Raw genomic sequence first — 19,442 nt, 5'->3', positions numbered from 1 at the left:
CGTCCGAAGTGCTATTCAGGCCTTCGTCAGGATGAGAATCGCCCAGAATGAGGACCGAGGCATGACCAATGTAGTAATCGTCTCTGCCGCACGCACCGCTGTCGGCAGCTTCAACGGCGCTTTTGCCAATACGCCCGCCCATGATCTGGGCGCCGCCGTACTGGAGGCCGTCGTGGCCCGCGCAGGCATCGACAAATCGGAAGTATCGGAGACGATCCTCGGTCAGGTCCTGACCGGCGGTCAGGGCCAGAACCCCGCCCGTCAGGCGCATATCAATGCCGGTCTGCCGATCGAAAGCTCGGCCTGGTCGATCAACCAGGTCTGCGGGTCCGGTCTGCGCACCGTGGCGCTGGCCGCCCAGCATATCCAGCTGGGTGACGCGGCCATCGTCGCGGCCGGCGGGCAGGAAAACATGTCTCTCTCCCCTCATGTCGCGCATCTGCGCGCGGGCCAGAAAATGGGCGACATGAAGTTCATCGACTCGATGATCAAGGACGGTCTGTGGGACGCGTTCAACGGCTATCACATGGGCACCACGGCCGAGAATGTCGCCGAGAAATGGCAGATCAGCCGCGAGATGCAGGACGAATTCGCGCTTGCCTCGCAAAACAAGGCCGAAGCAGCGCAAAAGGCAGGCAAGTTCGCCGATGAAATCGCGGCCTTCACCGTGAAGACCCGCAAGGGCGACATCATCGTCGATCAGGACGAATACATCCGTCACGGCGCCACGCTGGAGAGCATGCAGAAGCTGCGACCGGCCTTCTCCAAGGAGGGCAGCGTCACGGCGGGCAATGCGTCCGGCATCAACGACGGCGCCGCCGCCGTCCTTCTGATGTCGGCCGATGAGGCGGAAAAGCGCGGCCTGACCCCGCTTGCCCGCATCGCCTCCTACGCGACCGCCGGGCTTGACCCCTCGATCATGGGCGTCGGCCCGATCCATGCCAGCCGCAAGGCGCTGGAAAAGGCGGGCTGGAAGGCCAGCGACCTCGATCTGGTCGAGGCGAACGAGGCCTTCGCGGCACAGGCCTGCGCGGTGAACAAGGACATGGGCTGGGATCCGGCAAAGGTGAACGTCAACGGCGGCGCCATCGCAATCGGTCATCCGATCGGCGCTTCGGGCGCGCGCATCCTCAACACTCTGCTCTTCGAAATGAAGCGTTCGGGTGCGAAGAAGGGCCTTGCCACGCTCTGCATCGGCGGTGGCATGGGCGTCGCCATGTGCCTGGAACGCCCCTGAGCCCAACTTTTTCTGCAAATGCGAAAAACGCGGGCGCAATAATGTTGCGCCCGCGAATTCGTTTCGGTAACAGGATTTCAACGTCATTCGCTCAACAGGAGGAAACATGTCGAGAGTAGCACTGGTCACCGGCGGATCCCGCGGCATTGGCGCCGCGATCTCTACCGCCCTGAAGAACGCGGGCTATAAGGTTGCGGCCAACTACGCCGGCAACGACGAAGCCGCAGCCGCTTTCACCAAGGAAACCGGCATCCCGACCTACAAATGGAACGTGGCCGATTACGAGGCGTCCAAGGCGGGGATCGCGAAGGTCGAAGCCGATCTGGGACCCATCGAGGTCGTGGTCGCCAATGCCGGCATCACCCGCGACGCACCGTTCCACAAGATGAGCCCCGAGCAGTGGCAGCAGGTCATCGACACCAACCTGACCGGTGTCTTCAACACCATCCACCCGGTCTGGCCGGGCATGCGTGAGCGTAAATTCGGCCGCGTCATCGTCATTTCTTCGGTGAACGGACAAAAGGGCCAGTTCGCGCAGGTCAACTATGCCGCGACCAAGGCAGGCGACATCGGCATCGTGCGCAGCCTCGCGCAGGAAGGCGCCCGCGCCGGGATCACCGCGAACGCCGTCTGCCCCGGCTATATCGCCACCGAGATGGTGATGGCCGTGCCGGAAAAGGTGCGTGAATCGATCATCGCGCAGATCCCGGCAGGCCGTCTTGGCGAACCGGAAGAGATTGCGCGCTGCGTGGCCTTCCTCGCCTCGGATGACGCGCAGTTCATCAATGGCTCGACCATCTCGGCCAACGGCGCACAGTTCTTCGGCTGACCACTCTGGCAGTATGTCAATAAACGAAAAAGCCGACCCTTCGGGGTCGGCTTCTTCATTATTAGCAACATGCAGTGAATGGAATTAAAGCGCCCCCGACGGTCTTGCACGAACAATGCAGACCGTTTGCCAGAATGATTTTCGCTCAGTCGTTCAGTGCTGGCTAAGCCGCGCGATTTCTTCCTTGAGACGCAGTTTCTGCTTTTTCATGTCGGCGATGGCGAGGTCGTCGTAACCCGGATGGCGCTGCGCCTCTTCCACGGCTTCCGACAGATTCTGGTGCTTTTTCTGAAGCTCCTGCAGGTGCGAACCAAGCGACATAGATGTCTCCTCTCCTGTGGACTCTGTCACAATCCCATCACAATCGGTGAGTCGTGTCACGCCCGAAGGGAAAAGAATTTGATGAAAAGGCCGGGCGGGCGGCGAAACTCTGCCATCGGAGGTCAGCGTGGCAGGTCGAGCCCCGCACCGTCGCGCAAAATCGCCCGTGCCGCGAGGGTCAGATCGTCACCGTCGTACTGATGTTCAGCGCCCTCATGCAGGATGAAGGGTGGCAGCAGGCGGAACGCCCCGCGCGCGCCCTTGCGGGCCCTAAGGATCACCCGTCCGGCAGGTCGTCCGATGCGCGGCGCGACGGGCAGGACCGAAATCTCCCCGACCCTGTTATCCAGCGCCCGCAAGAGGTCGGGCAGGCGTTCGGCCGCCTGAATGACTGTCAGATGCCCGCCGGGCCGCAGACGGCGGGTCGCGGCATCCATCCATGTGGCAATCGGTGTCGCCTCCCGCTGCGCGCGCTCGCGCCCGGCATCGGCGGCGGGCGTCCCGTCCCGGGTTGCGAAATAGGGAGGGTTCGCAATGACATGGTCGAAGCTAAGCGCGCGCAGGCCAGGCGGCGGCGCGCCAAGATCGCCCTCAAATACAGTGACGCTCTGCCCGTTGGCTTCGGCATTGCGCCGCGCCAGCGCGGCATAGCCCAGCTGCAGTTCCAGACCCGTCAGATCCAACCCCGCGACCCGTGCGCCAAGACAAAGGCTCGCCACGCCCGCGCCACAGCCCAGTTCCAGAACGCTTTGCCCCATCCGCGCCGGAACTGCGGCCGCCATCAGAACCGGGTCCATCGCCGCACGATATCCCGCCACTGGCTGCCAGATCCGCAGCCGCCCGCCCAGAAAGCCGTCACAGGTCAGCTCGGCCTCGGCGAACATCTCAGCCGCCCGCCTCGATCCCGTTTTCCTTCAGGATCGACCTGGCCAGAAACAGATCCCGGTCCCCCACCATCAACCGGCGCGGCAAAATGCCTATGGACCCTTCCAGTACGCTCATGTGGACGTCCATCTGAAAGCTCGTTATACCCTCATCGTCAAGAAGAGCGGTCACGAATGCGATCAGTGTCGGGTCATTGGTTCTAAGAAGCTCTTTCATATTCCAAGACTTAAACGACATGGCCTAAGCTTTGTCGAGAGAACAAGAGATAAGGATGAGTCTGGACCGGACCGTGCAAAAACCGATCGACGCGCTCGCCGCCTATCTGGTCGGCGACATGGATGCCGTGAATACGCTGATCCGGACACGCATGGCGTCGGAACATGCCCCACGTATCCCCGAGGTGACCGCCCATCTGGTGGAGGCCGGCGGCAAGCGGCTGCGGCCAATGCTGACGCTCGCGGCGGCGCGGATGCTGGGCTATCAGGGCGAGCATCATGTCCGGCTCGCCGCAACGGTGGAGTTCATCCATACCGCAACGCTCCTGCATGACGACGTGGTCGATGAAAGCGCGCAACGGCGTGGGCGGCCGACGGCGAATCTCCTGTGGGACAACAAGTCCTCGGTTCTGGTTGGCGACTACCTCTTTTCCCGGTCCTTCCAGCTGATGGTCGAAACCGGCTCGCTCCGTGTCCTCGACATCCTGTCGAACGCCTCGGCCACGATTGCCGAGGGCGAGGTATTGCAGCTTTCCGCGGCGCAGGACCTGCGCACCGATGAAGGCATCTACATGAAAGTGATCCGCGGCAAGACGGCGGCGCTTTTCTCGGCGGCGACCGAGGTCGGCGGCGTCATTGCGGGCGCGCCCGAGGAACAGGTGAAGGCGCTCTTCACCTATGGCGACGCGCTCGGCATCGCCTTCCAGATCGTCGATGACCTTCTCGATTACGGCGGCACGAGCAGCGTCATCGGCAAGAATACCGGCGACGATTTCCGCGAACGCAAGCTGACCATGCCGGTGATCAAGGCGGTGGCGCAGGCCTCGGCCGAGGAACGCGACTTCTGGCGCCGGGTGATCGAAAAAGGCGACCAGCGCGACGGTGATCTGGAACACGCCATGTCGCTGATGGCGCGCCACGGCACGATGGAGGCGACGCGGGAAGAGGCCTTGCGCTGGGCGGCAGAGGCCAAGACTGCGCTGGATGCACTGCCCGCGCACGACCTGCGCGACATGCTGCGTGACCTTGCGGATTACGTCGTCGCCCGCGTCAAGTAATCACGACAGTTTCGCGGATCCACCAGCCCGGATGGGCCTCGCGCAACCGCCGGGCCGCGTCCCGGGCCGCATCCTGACCGTCAAAAATCCCGAAACAGGTCGCACCGGACCCTGACATCCGCGCCAGCAGGCACCCCTCCCTCGTGAGGTACCGGAGCACCTCGCCAATCACCGGAACCTTCGCGATGGCCGGGGCCTCCAGGTCGTTGCGCTGGCGCTTCAGCCACGCGATGAGACCGGGGATCGTGCCGAACCCGTCTCTGACCTCTTCCAGCGGCGGATTGTCCTTGCGGGACAGCGCCTTGAAAACCTCGGGCGTCGACACGGCCACACGCGGATTGACCAGCACCATGGCAAGGGGACCCGGCAGGCCGACGAAGGGATCGAGCTGTTCGCCGATGCCGCGCATCCGCTGCGGAGAGGGGCCGTTCAGGCAGACCGGCACGTCGGCCCCGAGTGCGAGCGCCGCTTCTCTGGTCGGTACGGTTTCGCCCCAAAGCTGCGCCAGCGCCTTCAATGTCGCCGCCGCATCTGCCGAGCCGCCGCCAATGCCAGAAGACACCGGCAGGTCCTTGATCAGCGTGATCGCCGCGCCCCGGTCCGACGCGAATACCCGTGCAGCCCGAAAGACCAGATTGTCGTCACCGGCGGTCAGTCCTGCCGCTTCCGATCCCACAATGTGAAGCCGGAGTGTGTCGTCCTGCGACGCCCGGATTTCGTCACCTACCCCGGCAAAGACTACGAGACTGTCGAGCAGATGGTAGCCGTCCGCCCTCTGGCCGGTCACATGCAGCGCAAGGTTCACCTTGGCCGGGGCAAAGACCTCAATTGCCATTCTTGGTGACAGCGAGCGGCTCGGAGCCCTCTTCTTTCAGAACGACATCCAGACCGACTTCCAGCTTTCGCCGGATACGCGCGGCCTCTTCCTCGGTATCGGGTTCGAATGACAGCGCCCGCTTCCACTGGAACTCGGCCTCGCGCTTGCGGTCGACAGCCCAGTAGACATCGCCGAGATGGTCGTTGACGACCGGATCGACCGGCATCAGTTCGACGGCCTTTTCCATATGCCCGACCGCCTCGTCATAGCGACCGAGGCGATAGAGCGCCCAGCCGAGACTGTCGACGATGGCGCCATCATCGGGGCGTGCGGCGACGGCGCGTTCGATCATCGACAGCGCCTCGTCGTAATTCTCCTTCCGCTCCAGATAGGAATAGCCGAGGTAGTTCAGCACCGAAGGCTGGTCGGGGTTCAGCTCCAACGCCTTGCGGAAATCGGCCTCGGCCTTGTCCCAGTTCTTCTGGCGCTCATTGGCAATGGCGCGGGTATAGTAGACGATCCACTGCCCGCGCTCCTCGCCGGTCAGGGCGCCGATGGCCTTGTCGTAGGCATCGGCGGCCTCACCATAGCGTTCCTGACGCCGGTAGGTATCGCCCAAAGCAGACCAGATGTCGGGCCGGTCGGCATGATCCTTCGCAAGCTGTTTCAGCACCTCGATCGCGGCATCGACGCGGTCACCGGCGATCAGCGCATCCGCCCGGCCAAGTTCGGCCGACAGGAAGGCCGGGTTTTCGCGCGGAATGCGGTCGAAGGCTTCGGTCGCAAGTTCGTATTGCCCCTGCGCCTCAAGGATCTCGGCGCAAAGCAGAATCGCATCGGCATCATCTGGGGCGACGTACTCGGCCATGCGGGCATAGGCGAGCGTGATGTGGTCGGTCGATTCGACCTGAAGCGCCGAGGCCACCGTGTAGAAGACCTCTGCCACGCCACCGGCTGCACCGGAGACAAGCGTGAAGGGCAGCGTTTCGCCAGCGGCAAGACGCGCCCTGAGATCGGCGATGGTCGCCTCGCCACCCTCACCGAAGGTCGCGTCGATCAGTTCGATCGCATCGGTGTTGCGCTCCAGCTGGCTCAGGACCTGCGAATGGGCGATGACACCGCGCTTGGTGGCGCGCAAGGGGCCACCCTCCTCGCCGGAAAAGATGTGGTCAGCGCCCTCGAAATCACCAACCGAAGCCAAGGCCAACGCCTTGTGATAAAGCCCGAATATCCGTGTGCCCTGACCGTTGGCCACCTCGTCGAAAGCGACCGTCGCCTCTGACATCCGGCCCATACCGACAAGCGCCCAGGCGCGATAAAGACCGTCAACCAGCGGGCCGGAGCTGCGGCCCGATTCGAGCGCGGCCACGGCCGCCTCGAACTCGCCCTTGCGGGCAAAGTCGGCCAGAACCACGAGGTCAGCGAACTGGCTTTTCGCCCCAAGTTTGCTCATCGCCTCGACGCTCGGCAGCGCCTTTTCAACCGTGCCCCGGCCGATCTGGGCGACCACCGCGTTTTCCAGCAATGCCGGGTTGGTCGGATCGGAGACCAGCGCCCTGATGAAGAAGTCGGCAGCCGTTCGGTAATCCGATTCCCGGCTCGCAAGCCGCCCGGCCAGATAGGGCCCGGCCAGTCCGTCGCGCGCGACCACGGGCGCCGTTGTGCCAAGACTAAGGCCGAGGGCAAGGATCAGGGACAGCGGGCGCAGATGGGTCACGAAAGGCTCCTGAGCGGGGGCATCGCCTGAACCTAGTGCGGCCAACCGCCCAAAGCAATGCGGGGCGCCGCTGCCGACGCCCCGCAAGATATTTTATGCCGGGATTGTTACATATTCGGATAGTTCGGCCCGTCGCCGCCCTGCGGCGTCGTCCAGTTGATGTTCTGGCTCGGGTCCTTGATGTCGCAGGTCTTGCAGTGGACGCAGTTCTGGAAGTTGATCTGGAAGCGCGGGCCGCCCTCGCCGTCCACCACCTCATAGACGCCCGCCGGACAATACCGCTGCGCCGGTTCGTCGTATTTCGGCAGGTTGACCGAGACCGGCACCGACGGGTCCTTGAGCTTCAGATGTGCCGGCTGGCTTTCTTCATGGTTGGTAAAGCTGAAAGACACATTGGTCAGCCGGTCAAAGGACAGGACGCCGTCGGGCCGTGGATAGTCGATCTTGGGGAACTTGGACGCTTCGCCGGTTGCGGCGGCATCGGTCTTGCCATGCTTCAGCGTGCCGAAGAGCGACAGCCCGAAGAGGTTGTTCGTCCACATATCGAACCCGCCGAGGACGAGCGAGGGGATCATCCCCCATTTCGACCACATCGGCTTGACGTTGCGAACCTTCTTCAGATCCTTGGCGATGGGGCCGGACCGCAGGTCAGTTTCGTACGCCGCCAGTTCATCGCCCTGTCGGCCGGCCGCGATGGCCGCATGGGCAGCCTCCGCCGCAGCCTTACCCGAAAGCATCGCATTGTGATTGCCCTTGATGCGCGGCACGTTCACCAGACCCGCCGAGCAGCCCAGCAGGGCAACGCCCGGCGCCACGACCTTCGGGATCGACTGCCAGCCGCCCTCGCTGATCGCGCGCGCGCCATAGGCCACGCGCTTGCCGCCCTTCAGAAGCTCAGCAACCATCGGGTGGTGCTTGAAGCGCTGGAATTCCATGTACGGATAGAGGTGCGGATTCTGGTAGTTCAGGTGCACCACGAAGCCGACATAGACCTGATTGTTCTCAAGGTGGTAGATGAACGACCCGCCACCGGCATTGCCGCCAAGGGGCCAGCCCATCGTATGGGTGACGGTGCCTTCCTTGTGTTTGGCCGGGTCGATCTCCCAGATTTCCTTCATGCCAAGGCCGAACTTCTGCGGGCAGTGGCCTTTCGACAGGTCGTATTTCGCGATCACTTCCTTGGCGAGTGAACCGCGCACGCCTTCGCAGATGAAGACGTATTTGCCGTGCAGTTCCATGCCCGGCTCATAGTTCGGGCCCGGCGTGCCGTCTGCGTTCAGCCCCATGACGCCCGCGACAACACCCTTCACTTCACCGTTGTCACCATAGACAAGTTCAGAGGCCGCGAAGCCGGGGAAAATCTCCACGCCGAGGCCCTCGGCCTGCTCGGCCATCCAGCGGCAGACATTGGCCATGGAGACGATGTATTTGCCGTGGTTGTTCATCAGGGGCGGCATCGGCCAGTTCGGGATGCGGACCTGACCTGCGGGGCCGAGGATGTAGAAGTTGTCCTGCTTGACCTCGGTCCTGATCGGCGCGCCCTTCTCTTTCCAGTCAGGGATCAGCGCGTCGAGGCCGGCCGTGTCCAGAACCGCGCCCGACAGGATATGGGCGCCGACCTCGGACCCCTTTTCCAGCACGACGACATTCAGGTCGGCGTCAAGCTGCTTCAGGCGGATCGCGGCAGAAAGGCCTGCGGGGCCCGCACCGACGATCACAACGTCATATTCCATCGATTCCCGTTCGATCTCGGCCATCGTCTCTCCCTTTCGCCGCACCTGCTCGCGCCCGCTTTCAACGCGCAAGATCGTTAGCCTACCGGGCGGCCGGACGCAATAATGACGCCACGCGCCAAACCGGCGCGGCGGCCTGCCCTGTTTTCGGGGCGGACAATAGGTGGCACTTGGCGGAAATGAGGCGTCAGAAACGGCAAAAATTGGAACAATGCCGCCACGCGCGGCAGTGCGCTTCTATTGGGTCGTGACGGGCATCTCGTTCTGCGTGGCACGCAATCCCGGCAAGGTCAGCTCTGTAAGGGTCACGCGGCGCAGCACGAACCACATGCCGACCATGAACAGGATCGAGAAATATCCATCTACGGCATAGTGGTAGCCTGTGTAGATCGAAAGGAAGAGAGTGATGGCCAGGAAAACGAGACCGGGCAATAGCAGCCAGCGGCTGCGTTCGGCCATGTAAAGCGCGGTCAACGCCGCAATCCCGACATGCACGCTCGGGAAAGCGGAGATGCCCAATCCCACACCCCCCCCTGTTTCGGCATATGCGTTCCAGAGTAAGTGTTGAATGCGTCCGATAGCACTATTGGCAACGCCCGAATTGGCAAGTGCCGCGTGTAGGCCCGCGAAACGGTCCCCGCCCAGTAGGGCGTCGTAATAAACGGGTCCGACTGACGATCCAGCAAGGGCAATGACATTGCCAAGGACCAGCCAGCAGGCCAAATACAGCGAGACAAACCTTTTCGTCCTCGCGTCGTCGCGGTCTGTCACTGCAATGATCAGGATCAGCGCGATCGCCGGAGTGCCCCAGACCCAGAGGTAAACAGGCAGCAAACTGTCAATGGGAAGATAGTGGCCGACCCAATGGGCAAGTTCCCAAGGCCCGTATCCGCCATGCAGCCACCGGTCAAAATTGGCAAGCGATGGATCGGCATAGAAAGGAACGATCATGGGAAATGTCGATTTGAGAAAGGCGAATCCAATCTGCAGGAATATGCTGCCGAGAATCGCATATATGGCCAGACGGATGTTCGAAACGACACGGCACCGACCGATGATGAATGGGACGATTAAGAACAGGGGCAGCAAGATTATCGAAGCGGCAAGGAGCCATGATGCGTACTGTACCGTGGCGTCACCGGCCAGAGCGATCAAATCCACGGTCAGATCGCGCACGATTGCCGTGATCGCGAAGCTGATAGACACATAGACCATGACGATACGAAAAAACCGCTTCACCTTCTTGCCCGCGCGCTCTCGGCGTATTCCTGCATCCGGTCAAAGATCATCTCGTGCGGCTATTGACCTCTGGCCGCATCCCGGATTTACAAGCTTGTGTCGCGAATAAACGAGGCAATTTTGGGGCCATTGCTGGCGTACGGGCACAAATGGAAAAGATACCGATGACCCGCGCGGGGCACACCGCGCTCGATCAGGAACTGAAGACCCTCAAAACGGTGGAACGCCCCGCCGTGATCAAGGCCATTGCTGAGGCGCGCGAACACGGCGATCTGTCGGAAAACGCCGAATACCACGCCGCCCGCGAAAAACAGAGTTTTGTCGAAGGCCGCATCAAGGAGATCGAGGCGATGCTGTCGCGGGCCGATGTGATCGACACCGCCAAGCTTTCCGGTGCGATCAAGTTCGGCGCGACCGTGACGCTTGTCGACGAGGATAGCGACGAAGAAAAGACCTATCAGATCGTCGGTGAGGCCGAGGCCGATATCGAACGCGGCCTTCTCAACATCAAGTCGCCGCTCGCCCGCGCGCTTATCGGCAAGGATGAGGGCGACAGCGTCGAGGTGCGAACCCCCGGCGGCGACAAGAGCTATGAAGTCCTGACCATCCGATACGTCTGAACCCGGCGCGGAGGACAGCAGCATGACGGAAGAAAAACAGCCCGTTACGGGCGGCGGCGCAATGGGCGTTGGCCTGTTCGTGCGCCCTGATGCCGAAGACGGGATAACGTCAGGCGACATCATCGCAGCACTTCTCAGCTTTCTGTGGCTCGTCATGGCGGGCGGGTTCTGGTTCTTCGTCGGGCGCGGCACCGGCGCCGGTGGGCCACTCGGCTCGATCATGGTTATGGTTGCCATCGCCCTGCCGGTCGCACTGATCTGGGTCGCGGCAATCACGCTCAGGACCGCGCGCCAGATGCGTTCGGAATCGCGACGGCTGCAGGCCGCAATCGACGCCATGCGTCACGCCTATATCAACCAGGCGCAGGCCAGCGTCGCGCGGCCCTCGATGGAAAAGCGGCTTGACGAGATTGCCATGGCGACCCGTCAGACCGAAACTGCGGTTGCGACCTTCACCTCAAGCCGCGATGGCGGGCAAAAACCGGCCAAGCTCGTTCCCGCTGTCGCGCAAACCGCCCCTGAGGAGGAACAGCCGACGCTCGCTTTCGGCCCCGAGGCCGGGTTGACCGCCTCGCCGGTCCCATCCGCCGATTTCATCAAGGCATTGAACTTTCCCGACAGCCCGACCGACAAGGACGGCTTTCGCGCCCTCCGCGCCGCGCTGGAAGACCATGCCATGGCCAAACTGATCCGCGCGGCACAGGACACGCTGACACTGCTCAGCCAGGACGGGATCTACATGGACGACCTGAAGCCTGACCGCGCCCGCCCCGAACTGTGGCGCCGTTTCGCGCAAGGCGAACGCGGCCGCCCCATCGCGGCGCTGGGTGGTGTGCGCGACCGGTCGAGCCTCGCCCTGACCGCCGGGCGGATGCGTCAGGACACGATCTTCCGCGACGCGGCGCATCACTTCCTGCGCCAGTTCGACAAAACCTTCGCCGGGTTCGAGAAAACCGCCACCGATCAGGAGATTGCAGCGCTTGCCGAAACCCGCACCGCGCGCGCCTTCATGCTGCTCGGCCGGGTCGCTGGCATTTTCGACTGAAACGGGGGCGTCCGGTCAGGTTTCGGGCAACTGGCCCTTCTGAACCAGAAGCACACCGGAATTGTTGTCCGGGTCACCGTCTTCATGCAGCTTCTCGGTCACGCCCGGAATTTCGGAAAACGCCCGGCGGATCCGGTTGGGGAAGAACGTGCGCGGCACGCCTTCGAAACCCGGCAGGCCACGCACGATATCGCTGACCGAATTGCCGCAGAACGCCTTGTTGACCGCACCATAGCTCTCGGCACGCCGCAGCGCCGCCTCGGCCACTTCCGGGCTGACATAGATCTTCTGCTCGATCACGTCATAGGTCTCGCGGGCATGGTAGTCGATGTAGAACTTCCGCATCTTCTCGGTCATGCCGTAATGCAGATCGTTCCGTTCCGGTGCCCAGGGATGGTGCCAGGTGCCAGCCGGGTCAAAGATCACCCGCTGGCTGGCATTGATCAGAAGGCCGGAATGCGCGCCCTCGCCGCCCTTCTTGCGAACGACGGTATAGAGCGTGATTGAGGTCGGCTCTTCCCAGACGAAACGGGCCCGCTGCACCGCCTCATCCGGCGCCCAGACAGGCTCGGCGCCGCAGGCTGCAAGCGTCAGCGGCAGGATGAGACAGAGTGCGAGCTTACGCAGAGACACGAGCCGGCCCGGCTGATCAGGCGTTTGCAAGCGCGAGGAAGATCAGGACGCCAATGGAAATGGCCGCGCCCCAGGTCGCGAAACGGACGAACCCCTCGAAGGTCTTTTCCTGAACCTTGATGTCCATGCTGCCATGCTTGTGTTCGGCCATCTTTGCGCTCCTGATCTGGCGTTTGGGTCCGAATAACCGATTCAGCGCCGCCTGTCACGACCCTGCGGCGCCTTCGGTCCGGGTTGAGGTATTTCACCACCGGCTCCTGCGGCGGGGCTGAGAAGATCGTCATCGTGCCGCCAAATCCATCAGACATCCAGGGCTCTGCAGCCAATCACCTCAGTTCGCTTTGAGCCCTCTTTGGCCGATGCTGCAAGACGCACGAATGGCCGATTCCTGTCAGTGTTTGTCGCCGGTGCGTAAACGGCTCATTGTGACAGGTGTGATCCCTAAAAAGGATGCAATCAACATATGGGGAAAGATGTCTTCATAGCCGGGGAATGCTTGGCGAAACCAAGTGAGCCGCTCAGCCCCCTTAAGAGCGGCGAGGCACCACTCTCGATCTACCTTCCGACTTAGCGCGTCCCGTAGAACACCATTGGCCCAATTTCGGACGGGTTCAGATGAAATCATCCGATTTGAAAGCAGATCGCTGTCGATCCTTGCAAGCAGGGCATCAGTCGTTGCCGCAATGGACACAAGCGACACACCGTTACGCGTTCGAGCGATATTTGGCGTGATAACGCAGGGACCCACATAAAACCCGACACTAACTTCTTTGCCGTCTTGGTCACAAATACTGCTCACCAAGCACCCTTCCAAAAGAACAAATTCATCTGTTTCGGGTTGTTCCTGCCGAGTAAGGTACCCCCCCTTGTTCAAACGCTTTCGTTTCCAATCAGATGCAAAATCGTCCGCGCAAGCCATATCTGACAGGTCGGGTGACTGCATCAGAAACGTCCGTAAATCCATCTTGGCGTGCCTTATCAAATGATAATGCGGGTGACTTCGCTTGAGTGCATGTGTGGCACAGAACAAGGAGTTTACAAAATGACGAACAAAATTCTGTCAAAGCATATTGGAGTAATTGCAGTTGGTTCAGGACTGATTGGTGCATCAATCTATTTGCTGATGATCAACGTCACGCTCGCCCATATCGAAGCGGTCTCAGGGCACGTCCCCTTCGACACGCGTCCATTCGGCTATGGCTCCACTGAGGCGGCGACGCTTCTTGAAGCGTTAGGAGTGGAAGGGCGGGCGTATTATCTCAGTCACCAGATCGCCGTGGATACACTTTATCCAGCCATGCTCATGTTGACTTTGATCGCCACGATCTGCTGGTTTGGGCAACGCATGACAAACAGAAAACTTGTCCGATTTGGCATTGCCCTTTCGGTGGGTAGCGCTCTGTTCGACTATGTCGAAAACCTCGGCATCGCGGCAATGATTTGGAGTTGGCCAGAGATTTCCGTTCCACTGGTTTATGCCACTAGCTCAGCAACAATTTTTAAGTCCGCTTTAACAACCCTCGCTGTGCTGCTGACGCTTCTGGTGGGGTTTAACTGGACACGTCTCTCTGAAGCGGACGTTCGTCCATAGGTGGACAACTGCCGCTCCGTCCCGCAAAGCGGACCAACACGCTCCCCGGTCTTCCACAACTCGTTCACTTCGGCCGCACCGGTCACTTCTTCTTCAGATCGGCGGCCAAACGGAAGACGATCCGGCGCGGCTCCTCCACCTCTGGTGCCATGGTCAGGTCGCGGCATCACCGACAACTAGGTCACATGCTGTATCGGCCGCCCATAGGCCCCTTGAACCGGTCTCATTGTCCGCGCCTCTGCCATGATTTCGCCCTTCAAAACGGTGCGATTTGAAGTCCACTTGTCAGTCGGCCATCGCGACGCGATCAAACGTTTAGCGCATGACCCTGCCGCCATCGAACGGGATCGTGTGCCCAGTAACGAAACCAGCGGTTTCTGACGCCAGCATCATCACAAACTCTGACGTCTCCTTGTAGGTCGTCAGTCGCTTTAATGGCACGCTGTCCTCGGCCTTGGCGATTTCGTCGGGCGAGAACAACTTACGCACCAATTCGCTGTCCACGAAACCCAGCGCGACTGCGTTGACATTGACATGCGGGCCAAGCTCCAGCGCCATCACTTGTGTAAGCATGTTCAGGCCTGCTTTGGAGGCCGCGTAGTTGGCATTTCCCGCCCGGGCAACGACAGCCGTTGTAGCCGAGATATTTACGATGCTGCCCTTTCCAGCGGAAACCATGTGCCGTCCAACCGCTTGGGACACCAGAAACGGACCTTTCAGGTTTATATCGACCACTCGATCCCAATCGTCTTCCGACATGTCGAGAAACGCGGCGTCGCGGCTCAAGCCGGCATTGTTAATAAGAATATCAATGCCGCCAAACTGTTCGATCACGCGTTCGACCATGCCCTCGACTTCCTCGGATTTTGAGATATCCGCCCGGCAGGTCATCGCGTCGCCTCCCCCAACTGCGATACGGGCGGCGGTTTCCTCGGCGTTATCCTTAGACGAGAAATAGTTGATAGCAACTTTCGCACCCTCTTGTGCGAAATCCAGAGCCAACTGCTGGCCAAGACCACCGGCTGCGCCTGTAATCAGAACGGATGCATTCGAGAAACGCGCCATTGAAAACCTCCCGTTGGTTGCTCCGAACGCCAACTGTGGCCGCTACAGATAAAAGTTCAGGTCTTCGTTGCTTGGTGACGGAATGGGGATCGGGCAATCACTCAGCCCGTACCGGTCACTTCTTCTCCAGATCGGCGGCCAGACGGAAGCCGATCCGGCGCGGCTCCTCGACCTCGGGCGCTTTGGGCAGGGCGCGCAGCATCACCGACAACTGGGTCACATGCTGGATCAGCTGGTTGCGTGACCCGTCCTCGTCGCTGCCATAGAAGGTCACGATATCAGGGTCGAAATAGCCGATCCCCTCGATCCTCAGCACCCCGGCATCGCCGCCGGTAAAGCCCATCGCCACCTCGTGTTCGTCGTCAAGCTGGCTTTCGAAGTTCTGGATATAAAGGATCAGCCGCTCATAGGCCCATTGCGCCGGGCTTTTCGACTCGATCGGCTCGGCGGCGACGCCTTCGGGCAGCGGCTCCATCTCTGCGGTGCGGGGGGCATTCGGCCCGGTATGAACCACCCGCGCGCAGGGCAGGGCCGACGCCTCATGCACCTCGGCCGAGGTCTGGATCATGTCGGTTACGTCTTCATTCGCCACAGCCAGGCTCCATCTTCGCGTTTCTCGCGCACCAGACGGCCCGCAATCAGAAGATGGTTCAAATGCGCAACGGCTTCAACCAGCGCGAGGCCATACTCGCCCTCGCCTATCGGTCTTTTGAAGAGCGGCGGGAAGCATTGGGCCGCCGTCCGGGGCTCGGCCAGATGCTCCTCCAGACGCGCGAGCGCGCCGGTATGGTTCTCGATCATCTGCCGCAGGCGCAAGGGCAGACCGGTAAAGGGCAGCTTGTGGCCGGGCAGAACCAGCTGCCCCGCCCGTGCATGGGGCCGGAAGGCCTTGCAGCTCGCCATCCAGTCGGCGACCGGATCGGCCATCGGTTCCGTCGCATAGACGCCGAGATTGGCCGAGATCGAGGGCAGAAGCTGATCGCCGCCAAGAATGAGGTCGCCGCCCTCTTCCCAAAGCGTCGCATGTTCGGGCGCATGGCCGTGCCCCACGCGCACCATCCAGTCGCGCCCGCCAAGACGCAGGCTTTGGCCGTGTCGGATGCGGGTATAGCCCAAGGGCAGCGGTGCCACGGTATCGGCAAAGTTAAAGGGCCGCTCAGCGGCGCGTTTGGCATAAAGCGCCGCATCCATTCCCGCCGCCCGCCAAAACGCCAGCGTTTCCTCCGCCGGGCGTTCCTGTTCGTCCAGCGTCAGCATCCGCGCGAATAGCCACGAGGTGCGCGTGGTCAGCAGCTCCGCTCCCTGCGCCTGAAACCAGCCCGCAAGGCCGATATGGTCGGGGTGGTAATGGGTCACGACCACGCGGGTGACGGGTTTTCCCTTCAGCGGCCCAGCCAAGGCCGCCTCCATCGCCGCGCGGGTACGGCGCGTGTTCAGCCCGGTATCAACCAGCGTCCAGCCGTCGCCCTCGTCCAGCGCATAGACATTCACATGGTCCAGCGCCATCGGCAGCGGCAGGCGCAGCCACAGGACCCCCTCGGCCACCTCCACCGACGCGCCGGGTTCGGGCGGCGTGGGATAGGGATAGCGTATTCCCTCGTCAGCAGTGGCCGGTCCGTCCATCAGAGGCCCAGGGCCTCGGGCGAAAGGGCAAAGACCGTGTCCGCCCCGTCCCGCGCCTCGGCCAGATCGGCGGCATGTTGCGGCAGAGTGCGGCGGATATAGAAGGCCGCAAGCGCCTGCCGACCCTCGTCGGCCGTGGCGGCCCGCAGGTGGAAATGCGCACCGAGCACGCGGGCGAAAGCGCGCAGATAGGCGGTCGCCCCGGCCTGCCGATCCGTCGGGGCTTGTCCGACCATCCATTCGGTCGCCTCGCGCAGGGTCTCGGCCGCCGCCCAGACCTCTTCGGCCAATTCAGGCAGCGCAGCCCGCGCCGCCTCGGCTCCGGCCTCGATCTCTTCCAGGATCCGGTAGGCCGCCTCACCGCCATCCGACAGCTTGCGGCCGACAAGGTCCATCGCCTGAATACCGTTCGTGCCCTCATAGATCGCCGTCACCCGCACATCGCGGTAGAACTGCGCGACGCCGGTCTCCTCGATAAAGCCCATGCCGCCATGGACCTGCATCGCGGTTTCGCTGACACGCATACCGGTCTCGGTGCCGAAAGCCTTGGCGATCGGCGTCAGGAAGGCCGCCCGCGCCACCCAATCGGCGTCTTCGGTGGCCGACCCCATATCGATCGCCTGCGCGCAGGAAAGCGCGATGGCGCGGGCGGCGAACACATCGGCCCGCATCCCCGCCAGCATCCGGCGCACATCGGCATGGCCGATGATCGCGCCGAATTGCTGGCGCTCGGCGGCATATTCGGTGGCGGCCTGGCAGGCAGCCTCGGCCACGCCGATCCCCTGCATGGCGACGCCTAGGCGCGCATTGTTCATCATCGTGAACATCGCGGCCATGCCGCGCCCCTCTTCGCCGACCATCCAGCCCGTCGCGCCCTTATAGGCCATCACGCAAGTGGGCGAGCCATGCAGACCCATCTTGTGCTCAAGGCTGACCACCTTGACCGCATTCGCCTCCCCGGGATTGCCATCCGCATCGGGAATGAACTTAGGCACCATGAACAGGCTGATCCCCTTCGTCCCCGCCGCCGCGCCCGGCAGGCGGGCCAGAACCAGATGACAAATATTGCTGGTCAGATCACTGTCACCCCAGGAGATAAAGATCTTCTGCCCGGTGATCGCATAGGTGCCGTCGCCCTTCGGCTCCGCCTTCGTCCTCAGCGCACCGACATCGCTCCCGGCCTGCGCTTCGGTCAGGTTCATCGTGCCCGCCCATTCACCGGAGATCAGTTTCGGCAGGTAAAGCGCCTTCAGCTCGTCCGCGGCATGATGGTCCAGAGCCTCAATCTGGCCCTGCGTCATCAGGGGCGACAGCTGCAAGGACAAGCAAGCCCCCGACATCATGTCATGGATCGCCATGTTCAGGCATTGCGGCAGGCCCATACCGCCATGCTCCGCAGGGGCGCAGACCGACACCCAGCCGCCCTCGCGAATCGCGTCGAACGCCTCGGGATAGCCGGGCGAGGTGCGGACCACCCCGTCTACCAATCGCGCCGGTGTCAGGTCGCCATTCCGCTGGACCGGCGCCAGAACCGTATCGCAGAGCTTGGCCGCTTGGGTCAGGATCGCCTCAGCCAAATCAGGCGTCGCCTCGGAAAAGCGCGCCGTCCCGGAAACGGGCGCCAGCGGGACGACATGATCGAGGATAAACTGGATATCGCCCGAAGGTGCGCGATAGGGCATGAAGGTCTCCTTCGTGCGCACCTTGGCAAGCAGCACCCCGGCGCGTATGTCAATTTCGTCAGATGCATAATTGCCGCTGCGTCAGATACCGCAACCCAAACGCTGCGTCACGCAGGAAGACCGGAGACAGAGTGACCGAAACCCTCGCCCCGACCGATGCCGGCCTCGCCCGCGCCGCGGCCCTTCTGGCCGAGGGAGAGCTTGTCGCCTTTCCGACCGAAACGGTCTACGGGCTCGGCGGCGATGCACGGTCCGATATGGCGGTCGCGCGGATCTTCGAGGCCAAGGGAAGGCCCCGTTTCAATCCGCTGATCGTGCATCTGCCCGATCTTGAGGCCGCGCGCAGCGTGGGTGTTTTCGATGATCTCGCCGAACGCGTCGCCTCCGCCTTCTGGCCGGGGCCGCTGACGCTGGTCGTGCCGCTCCGCCCCTCTGCCCGGCTTTCTCCTCTTGTCACCGCAGACCTTCCCTCGGTCGCAATCCGGGTGCCGGAACATCCCGTCGCGCAGCGGCTGCTCAGAGCCTTCGGCGGCCCCGTCGCCGCGCCCTCGGCGAACCCGTCGGGCAAGATCAGCCCGACCCGCGCCGATCACGTCCTGTCCGGACTTGACGGCAAGATCGCCGCCGTGGTCGATGGCGGCGCCTGCGCGGTGGGCCTCGAATCGACGATTCTCGGGCTGGTGGGCGAACCCGCAATCCTGCGTCCCGGCGGCATTCCGGCCGAGGCTCTGGAGGCCTGCCTCGGACGCCCCTTGCCCAGCGGCGGCGACAGCGCCAAGCCCACGGCTCCGGGCCAACTCCTCTCGCACTACGCCCCCGCCGCGCCCGTGCGGCTGAACGCCGACAAGCCCGAGCCGGGCGAGTTCTGGCTGGGTTTCGGGCCAGAGGCGGCCGGGGCCGATCTCAACCTCTCGGAAACCGGCGATCTGGTCGAGGCGGCAGCCAATCTCTTTCACTTCCTGCGCCAGGCCGATGCAAGTGCGACGGGCCCCATCGCCGTGTCGCCAATTTTGGAAAAGGGGCTCGGCCGCGCGATCAATGACCGCCTCAGACGCGCCGCCGCCCCGCGCGGCTGACAGCCCTTGCGCGGCCCTCGATCTTCGGACAGGGATAGGGCCACCGCAACCAGCGC

Annotated in this window: 21 protein-coding genes; 7 read left to right on the top strand and 14 right to left on the bottom strand. The window is 62.6% G+C overall.

The features are described from left to right. Window positions 1-61: 61 nt before the first annotated feature. Window positions 62-1,237, top strand: coding sequence for an acetyl-CoA C-acetyltransferase (locus OEZ71_RS17535; protein ID WP_263741347.1), 1,176 nt, complete (start codon window positions 62-64; stop codon window positions 1,235-1,237). A 106-nt stretch (window positions 1,238-1,343) separates the two neighbouring features. Next, on the top strand, window positions 1,344-2,066 hold the full coding sequence (gene phbB / locus OEZ71_RS17530; RefSeq protein WP_263741346.1) for an acetoacetyl-CoA reductase: 723 nt from the start codon (window positions 1,344-1,346) through the stop codon (window positions 2,064-2,066). Between the two features lie 153 nt (window positions 2,067-2,219). Here the strand turns inward: phbB and OEZ71_RS17525 are convergent, their stop codons facing one another. From OEZ71_RS17525 to OEZ71_RS17515, 3 genes are all read right to left on the bottom strand, one after another. After that, window positions 2,220-2,387 carry a YdcH family protein gene (locus OEZ71_RS17525; RefSeq protein WP_263741345.1) on the bottom strand — a complete coding sequence of 56 codons (168 nt, stop codon included), beginning with the start codon at window positions 2,385-2,387 and terminating at the stop codon, window positions 2,220-2,222. 122 nt (window positions 2,388-2,509) lie between these two features. Continuing rightward, window positions 2,510-3,271, bottom strand: a complete 762-nt coding sequence (locus OEZ71_RS17520; RefSeq protein ID WP_263741344.1) for a tRNA1(Val) (adenine(37)-N6)-methyltransferase — start codon at window positions 3,269-3,271, stop codon at window positions 2,510-2,512. 1 nt (window position 3,272) lies between these two features. Next, entirely contained in the window at window positions 3,273-3,488 is a 216-nt protein-coding gene (locus OEZ71_RS17515) for a putative signal transducing protein (protein ID WP_263741343.1), read from the bottom strand. A gap of 55 nt (window positions 3,489-3,543) precedes the next feature. Here OEZ71_RS17515 and OEZ71_RS17510 point away from each other — a divergent pair, with 55 nt between their 5' ends. Beyond that, entirely contained in the window at window positions 3,544-4,545 is a 1,002-nt protein-coding gene (locus OEZ71_RS17510) for a polyprenyl synthetase family protein (RefSeq protein ID WP_263741342.1), read from the top strand. Here OEZ71_RS17510 and OEZ71_RS17505 read toward each other — a convergent pair. The 4 genes from OEZ71_RS17505 to OEZ71_RS17490 form a co-directional block, all read right to left on the bottom strand. Then, window positions 4,538-5,380, bottom strand: coding sequence for a 4-(cytidine 5'-diphospho)-2-C-methyl-D-erythritol kinase (locus OEZ71_RS17505; RefSeq protein ID WP_263741341.1), 843 nt, complete (start codon window positions 5,378-5,380; stop codon window positions 4,538-4,540). The two genes, OEZ71_RS17510 and OEZ71_RS17505, sit on opposite strands and share 8 nt — an antisense overlap. Beyond that, window positions 5,370-7,079, bottom strand: a complete 1,710-nt coding sequence (locus tag OEZ71_RS17500; RefSeq protein ID WP_263741340.1) for a tetratricopeptide repeat protein — start codon at window positions 7,077-7,079, stop codon at window positions 5,370-5,372. Before OEZ71_RS17500 ends, OEZ71_RS17505 begins: the two co-directional genes overlap by 11 nt. A 107-nt stretch (window positions 7,080-7,186) precedes the next feature. Then, a complete protein-coding gene (locus OEZ71_RS17495; RefSeq protein WP_263741339.1) occupies window positions 7,187-8,836 on the bottom strand; it encodes an electron transfer flavoprotein-ubiquinone oxidoreductase in 1,650 nt (549 codons plus the stop codon). 213 nt (window positions 8,837-9,049) lie between these two features. Beyond that, window positions 9,050-10,051, bottom strand: a complete 1,002-nt coding sequence (locus OEZ71_RS17490; protein ID WP_263741338.1) for a phosphatase PAP2 family protein — start codon at window positions 10,049-10,051, stop codon at window positions 9,050-9,052. A 149-nt stretch (window positions 10,052-10,200) separates the two neighbouring features. Here OEZ71_RS17490 and greA point away from each other — a divergent pair, with 149 nt between their 5' ends. Continuing rightward, on the top strand, window positions 10,201-10,671 hold the full coding sequence (gene greA, locus OEZ71_RS17485) for a transcription elongation factor GreA (RefSeq protein WP_263741337.1): 471 nt from the start codon (window positions 10,201-10,203) through the stop codon (window positions 10,669-10,671). A gap of 22 nt (window positions 10,672-10,693) precedes the next feature. Further along, entirely contained in the window at window positions 10,694-11,716 is a 1,023-nt protein-coding gene (locus tag OEZ71_RS17480; RefSeq protein ID WP_263741336.1) for a hypothetical protein, read from the top strand. A gap of 15 nt (window positions 11,717-11,731) precedes the next feature. Here the strand turns inward: OEZ71_RS17480 and OEZ71_RS17475 are convergent, their stop codons facing one another. From OEZ71_RS17475 to OEZ71_RS17465, 3 genes are all read right to left on the bottom strand, one after another. Further along, a complete protein-coding gene (locus OEZ71_RS17475; protein ID WP_263741442.1) occupies window positions 11,732-12,343 on the bottom strand; it encodes a hypothetical protein in 612 nt (203 codons plus the stop codon). A 22-nt stretch (window positions 12,344-12,365) separates the two neighbouring features. Continuing rightward, window positions 12,366-12,500 (bottom strand): aa3-type cytochrome c oxidase subunit IV, encoded by a 135-nt coding sequence (locus OEZ71_RS17470; RefSeq protein WP_263741335.1) that lies wholly within the window; start codon window positions 12,498-12,500, stop codon window positions 12,366-12,368. 240 nt (window positions 12,501-12,740) lie between these two features. Next, the gene (locus tag OEZ71_RS17465) at window positions 12,741-13,292 is read right to left on the bottom strand and encodes a Crp/Fnr family transcriptional regulator (protein WP_263741334.1); all 552 of its coding nucleotides are present in this window, start codon (window positions 13,290-13,292) and stop codon (window positions 12,741-12,743) included. 99 nt (window positions 13,293-13,391) lie between these two features. Here OEZ71_RS17465 and OEZ71_RS17460 point away from each other — a divergent pair, with 99 nt between their 5' ends. Beyond that, the gene (locus OEZ71_RS17460; protein ID WP_263741333.1) at window positions 13,392-13,940 is read left to right on the top strand and encodes a hypothetical protein; all 549 of its coding nucleotides are present in this window, start codon (window positions 13,392-13,394) and stop codon (window positions 13,938-13,940) included. Window positions 13,941-14,255: 315 nt separating this feature from the next. On the opposite strand, the gene OEZ71_RS17455 is transcribed toward OEZ71_RS17460, so the two are convergent. The 4 genes from OEZ71_RS17455 to OEZ71_RS17440 all read right to left on the bottom strand — a co-directional run bounded on the left by OEZ71_RS17455 (window position 14,256) and on the right by OEZ71_RS17440 (window position 18,310). After that, window positions 14,256-15,005, bottom strand: coding sequence for an SDR family NAD(P)-dependent oxidoreductase (locus OEZ71_RS17455; protein WP_263741332.1), 750 nt, complete (start codon window positions 15,003-15,005; stop codon window positions 14,256-14,258). Window positions 15,006-15,120: 115 nt separating this feature from the next. Then, on the bottom strand, window positions 15,121-15,573 hold the full coding sequence (locus tag OEZ71_RS17450; protein WP_263741441.1) for a DUF6173 family protein: 453 nt from the start codon (window positions 15,571-15,573) through the stop codon (window positions 15,121-15,123). A gap of 5 nt (window positions 15,574-15,578) precedes the next feature. Beyond that, on the bottom strand, window positions 15,579-16,628 hold the full coding sequence (locus OEZ71_RS17445) for an MBL fold metallo-hydrolase (protein ID WP_263741331.1): 1,050 nt from the start codon (window positions 16,626-16,628) through the stop codon (window positions 15,579-15,581). Next, complete coding sequence (locus tag OEZ71_RS17440; RefSeq protein WP_263741330.1) at window positions 16,628-18,310, bottom strand: acyl-CoA dehydrogenase; 1,683 nt, start codon at window positions 18,308-18,310, stop codon at window positions 16,628-16,630. Before OEZ71_RS17440 ends, OEZ71_RS17445 begins: the two co-directional genes overlap by 1 nt. A 131-nt stretch (window positions 18,311-18,441) precedes the next feature. Between OEZ71_RS17440 and OEZ71_RS17435 the strand changes: the two genes are divergently transcribed. Further along, window positions 18,442-19,386, top strand: coding sequence for an L-threonylcarbamoyladenylate synthase (locus tag OEZ71_RS17435; protein WP_263741329.1), 945 nt, complete (start codon window positions 18,442-18,444; stop codon window positions 19,384-19,386). The last annotated feature ends 56 nt before the right edge of the window (window positions 19,387-19,442 follow it).

This window comes from Albidovulum litorale, from assembly GCF_025751495.1.
GTDB classification, from domain to species: domain Bacteria; phylum Pseudomonadota; class Alphaproteobacteria; order Rhodobacterales; family Rhodobacteraceae; genus Albidovulum; species Albidovulum litorale.
This window is presented reverse-complemented; position numbering and strand designations above follow the sequence as displayed.

What these genes read in the sequence shown, in the direction of transcription:
- OEZ71_RS17440 (WP_263741330.1), bottom strand. Translation starts at nt 18,310, where the DNA reads ATGCCCTATCGCGCACCTTCGGGCGATATCCAGTTTATCCTCGATCAT.
- OEZ71_RS17525 (WP_263741345.1), bottom strand. Translation starts at nt 2,387, where the DNA reads ATGTCGCTTGGTTCGCACCTGCAGGAGCTTCAGAAAAAGCACCAGAAT.
- greA (WP_263741337.1), top strand. Translation starts at nt 10,201, where the DNA reads ATGGAAAAGATACCGATGACCCGCGCGGGGCACACCGCGCTCGATCAG.
- OEZ71_RS17480 (WP_263741336.1), top strand. Translation starts at nt 10,694, where the DNA reads ATGACGGAAGAAAAACAGCCCGTTACGGGCGGCGGCGCAATGGGCGTT.
- OEZ71_RS17510 (WP_263741342.1), top strand. Translation starts at nt 3,544, where the DNA reads ATGAGTCTGGACCGGACCGTGCAAAAACCGATCGACGCGCTCGCCGCC.
- phbB (WP_263741346.1), top strand. Translation starts at nt 1,344, where the DNA reads ATGTCGAGAGTAGCACTGGTCACCGGCGGATCCCGCGGCATTGGCGCC.
- OEZ71_RS17455 (WP_263741332.1), bottom strand. Translation starts at nt 15,005, where the DNA reads ATGGCGCGTTTCTCGAATGCATCCGTTCTGATTACAGGCGCAGCCGGT.
- OEZ71_RS17445 (WP_263741331.1), bottom strand. Translation starts at nt 16,628, where the DNA reads ATGGACGGACCGGCCACTGCTGACGAGGGAATACGCTATCCCTATCCC.
- OEZ71_RS17505 (WP_263741341.1), bottom strand. Translation starts at nt 5,380, where the DNA reads ATGGCAATTGAGGTCTTTGCCCCGGCCAAGGTGAACCTTGCGCTGCAT.
- OEZ71_RS17465 (WP_263741334.1), bottom strand. Translation starts at nt 13,292, where the DNA reads ATGCAGTCACCCGACCTGTCAGATATGGCTTGCGCGGACGATTTTGCA.
- OEZ71_RS17460 (WP_263741333.1), top strand. Translation starts at nt 13,392, where the DNA reads ATGACGAACAAAATTCTGTCAAAGCATATTGGAGTAATTGCAGTTGGT.
- OEZ71_RS17495 (WP_263741339.1), bottom strand. Translation starts at nt 8,836, where the DNA reads ATGGCCGAGATCGAACGGGAATCGATGGAATATGACGTTGTGATCGTC.
- OEZ71_RS17470 (WP_263741335.1), bottom strand. Translation starts at nt 12,500, where the DNA reads ATGGCCGAACACAAGCATGGCAGCATGGACATCAAGGTTCAGGAAAAG.
- OEZ71_RS17535 (WP_263741347.1), top strand. Translation starts at nt 62, where the DNA reads ATGACCAATGTAGTAATCGTCTCTGCCGCACGCACCGCTGTCGGCAGC.
- OEZ71_RS17450 (WP_263741441.1), bottom strand. Translation starts at nt 15,573, where the DNA reads ATGATCCAGACCTCGGCCGAGGTGCATGAGGCGTCGGCCCTGCCCTGC.
- OEZ71_RS17515 (WP_263741343.1), bottom strand. Translation starts at nt 3,488, where the DNA reads ATGAAAGAGCTTCTTAGAACCAATGACCCGACACTGATCGCATTCGTG.
- OEZ71_RS17520 (WP_263741344.1), bottom strand. Translation starts at nt 3,271, where the DNA reads ATGTTCGCCGAGGCCGAGCTGACCTGTGACGGCTTTCTGGGCGGGCGG.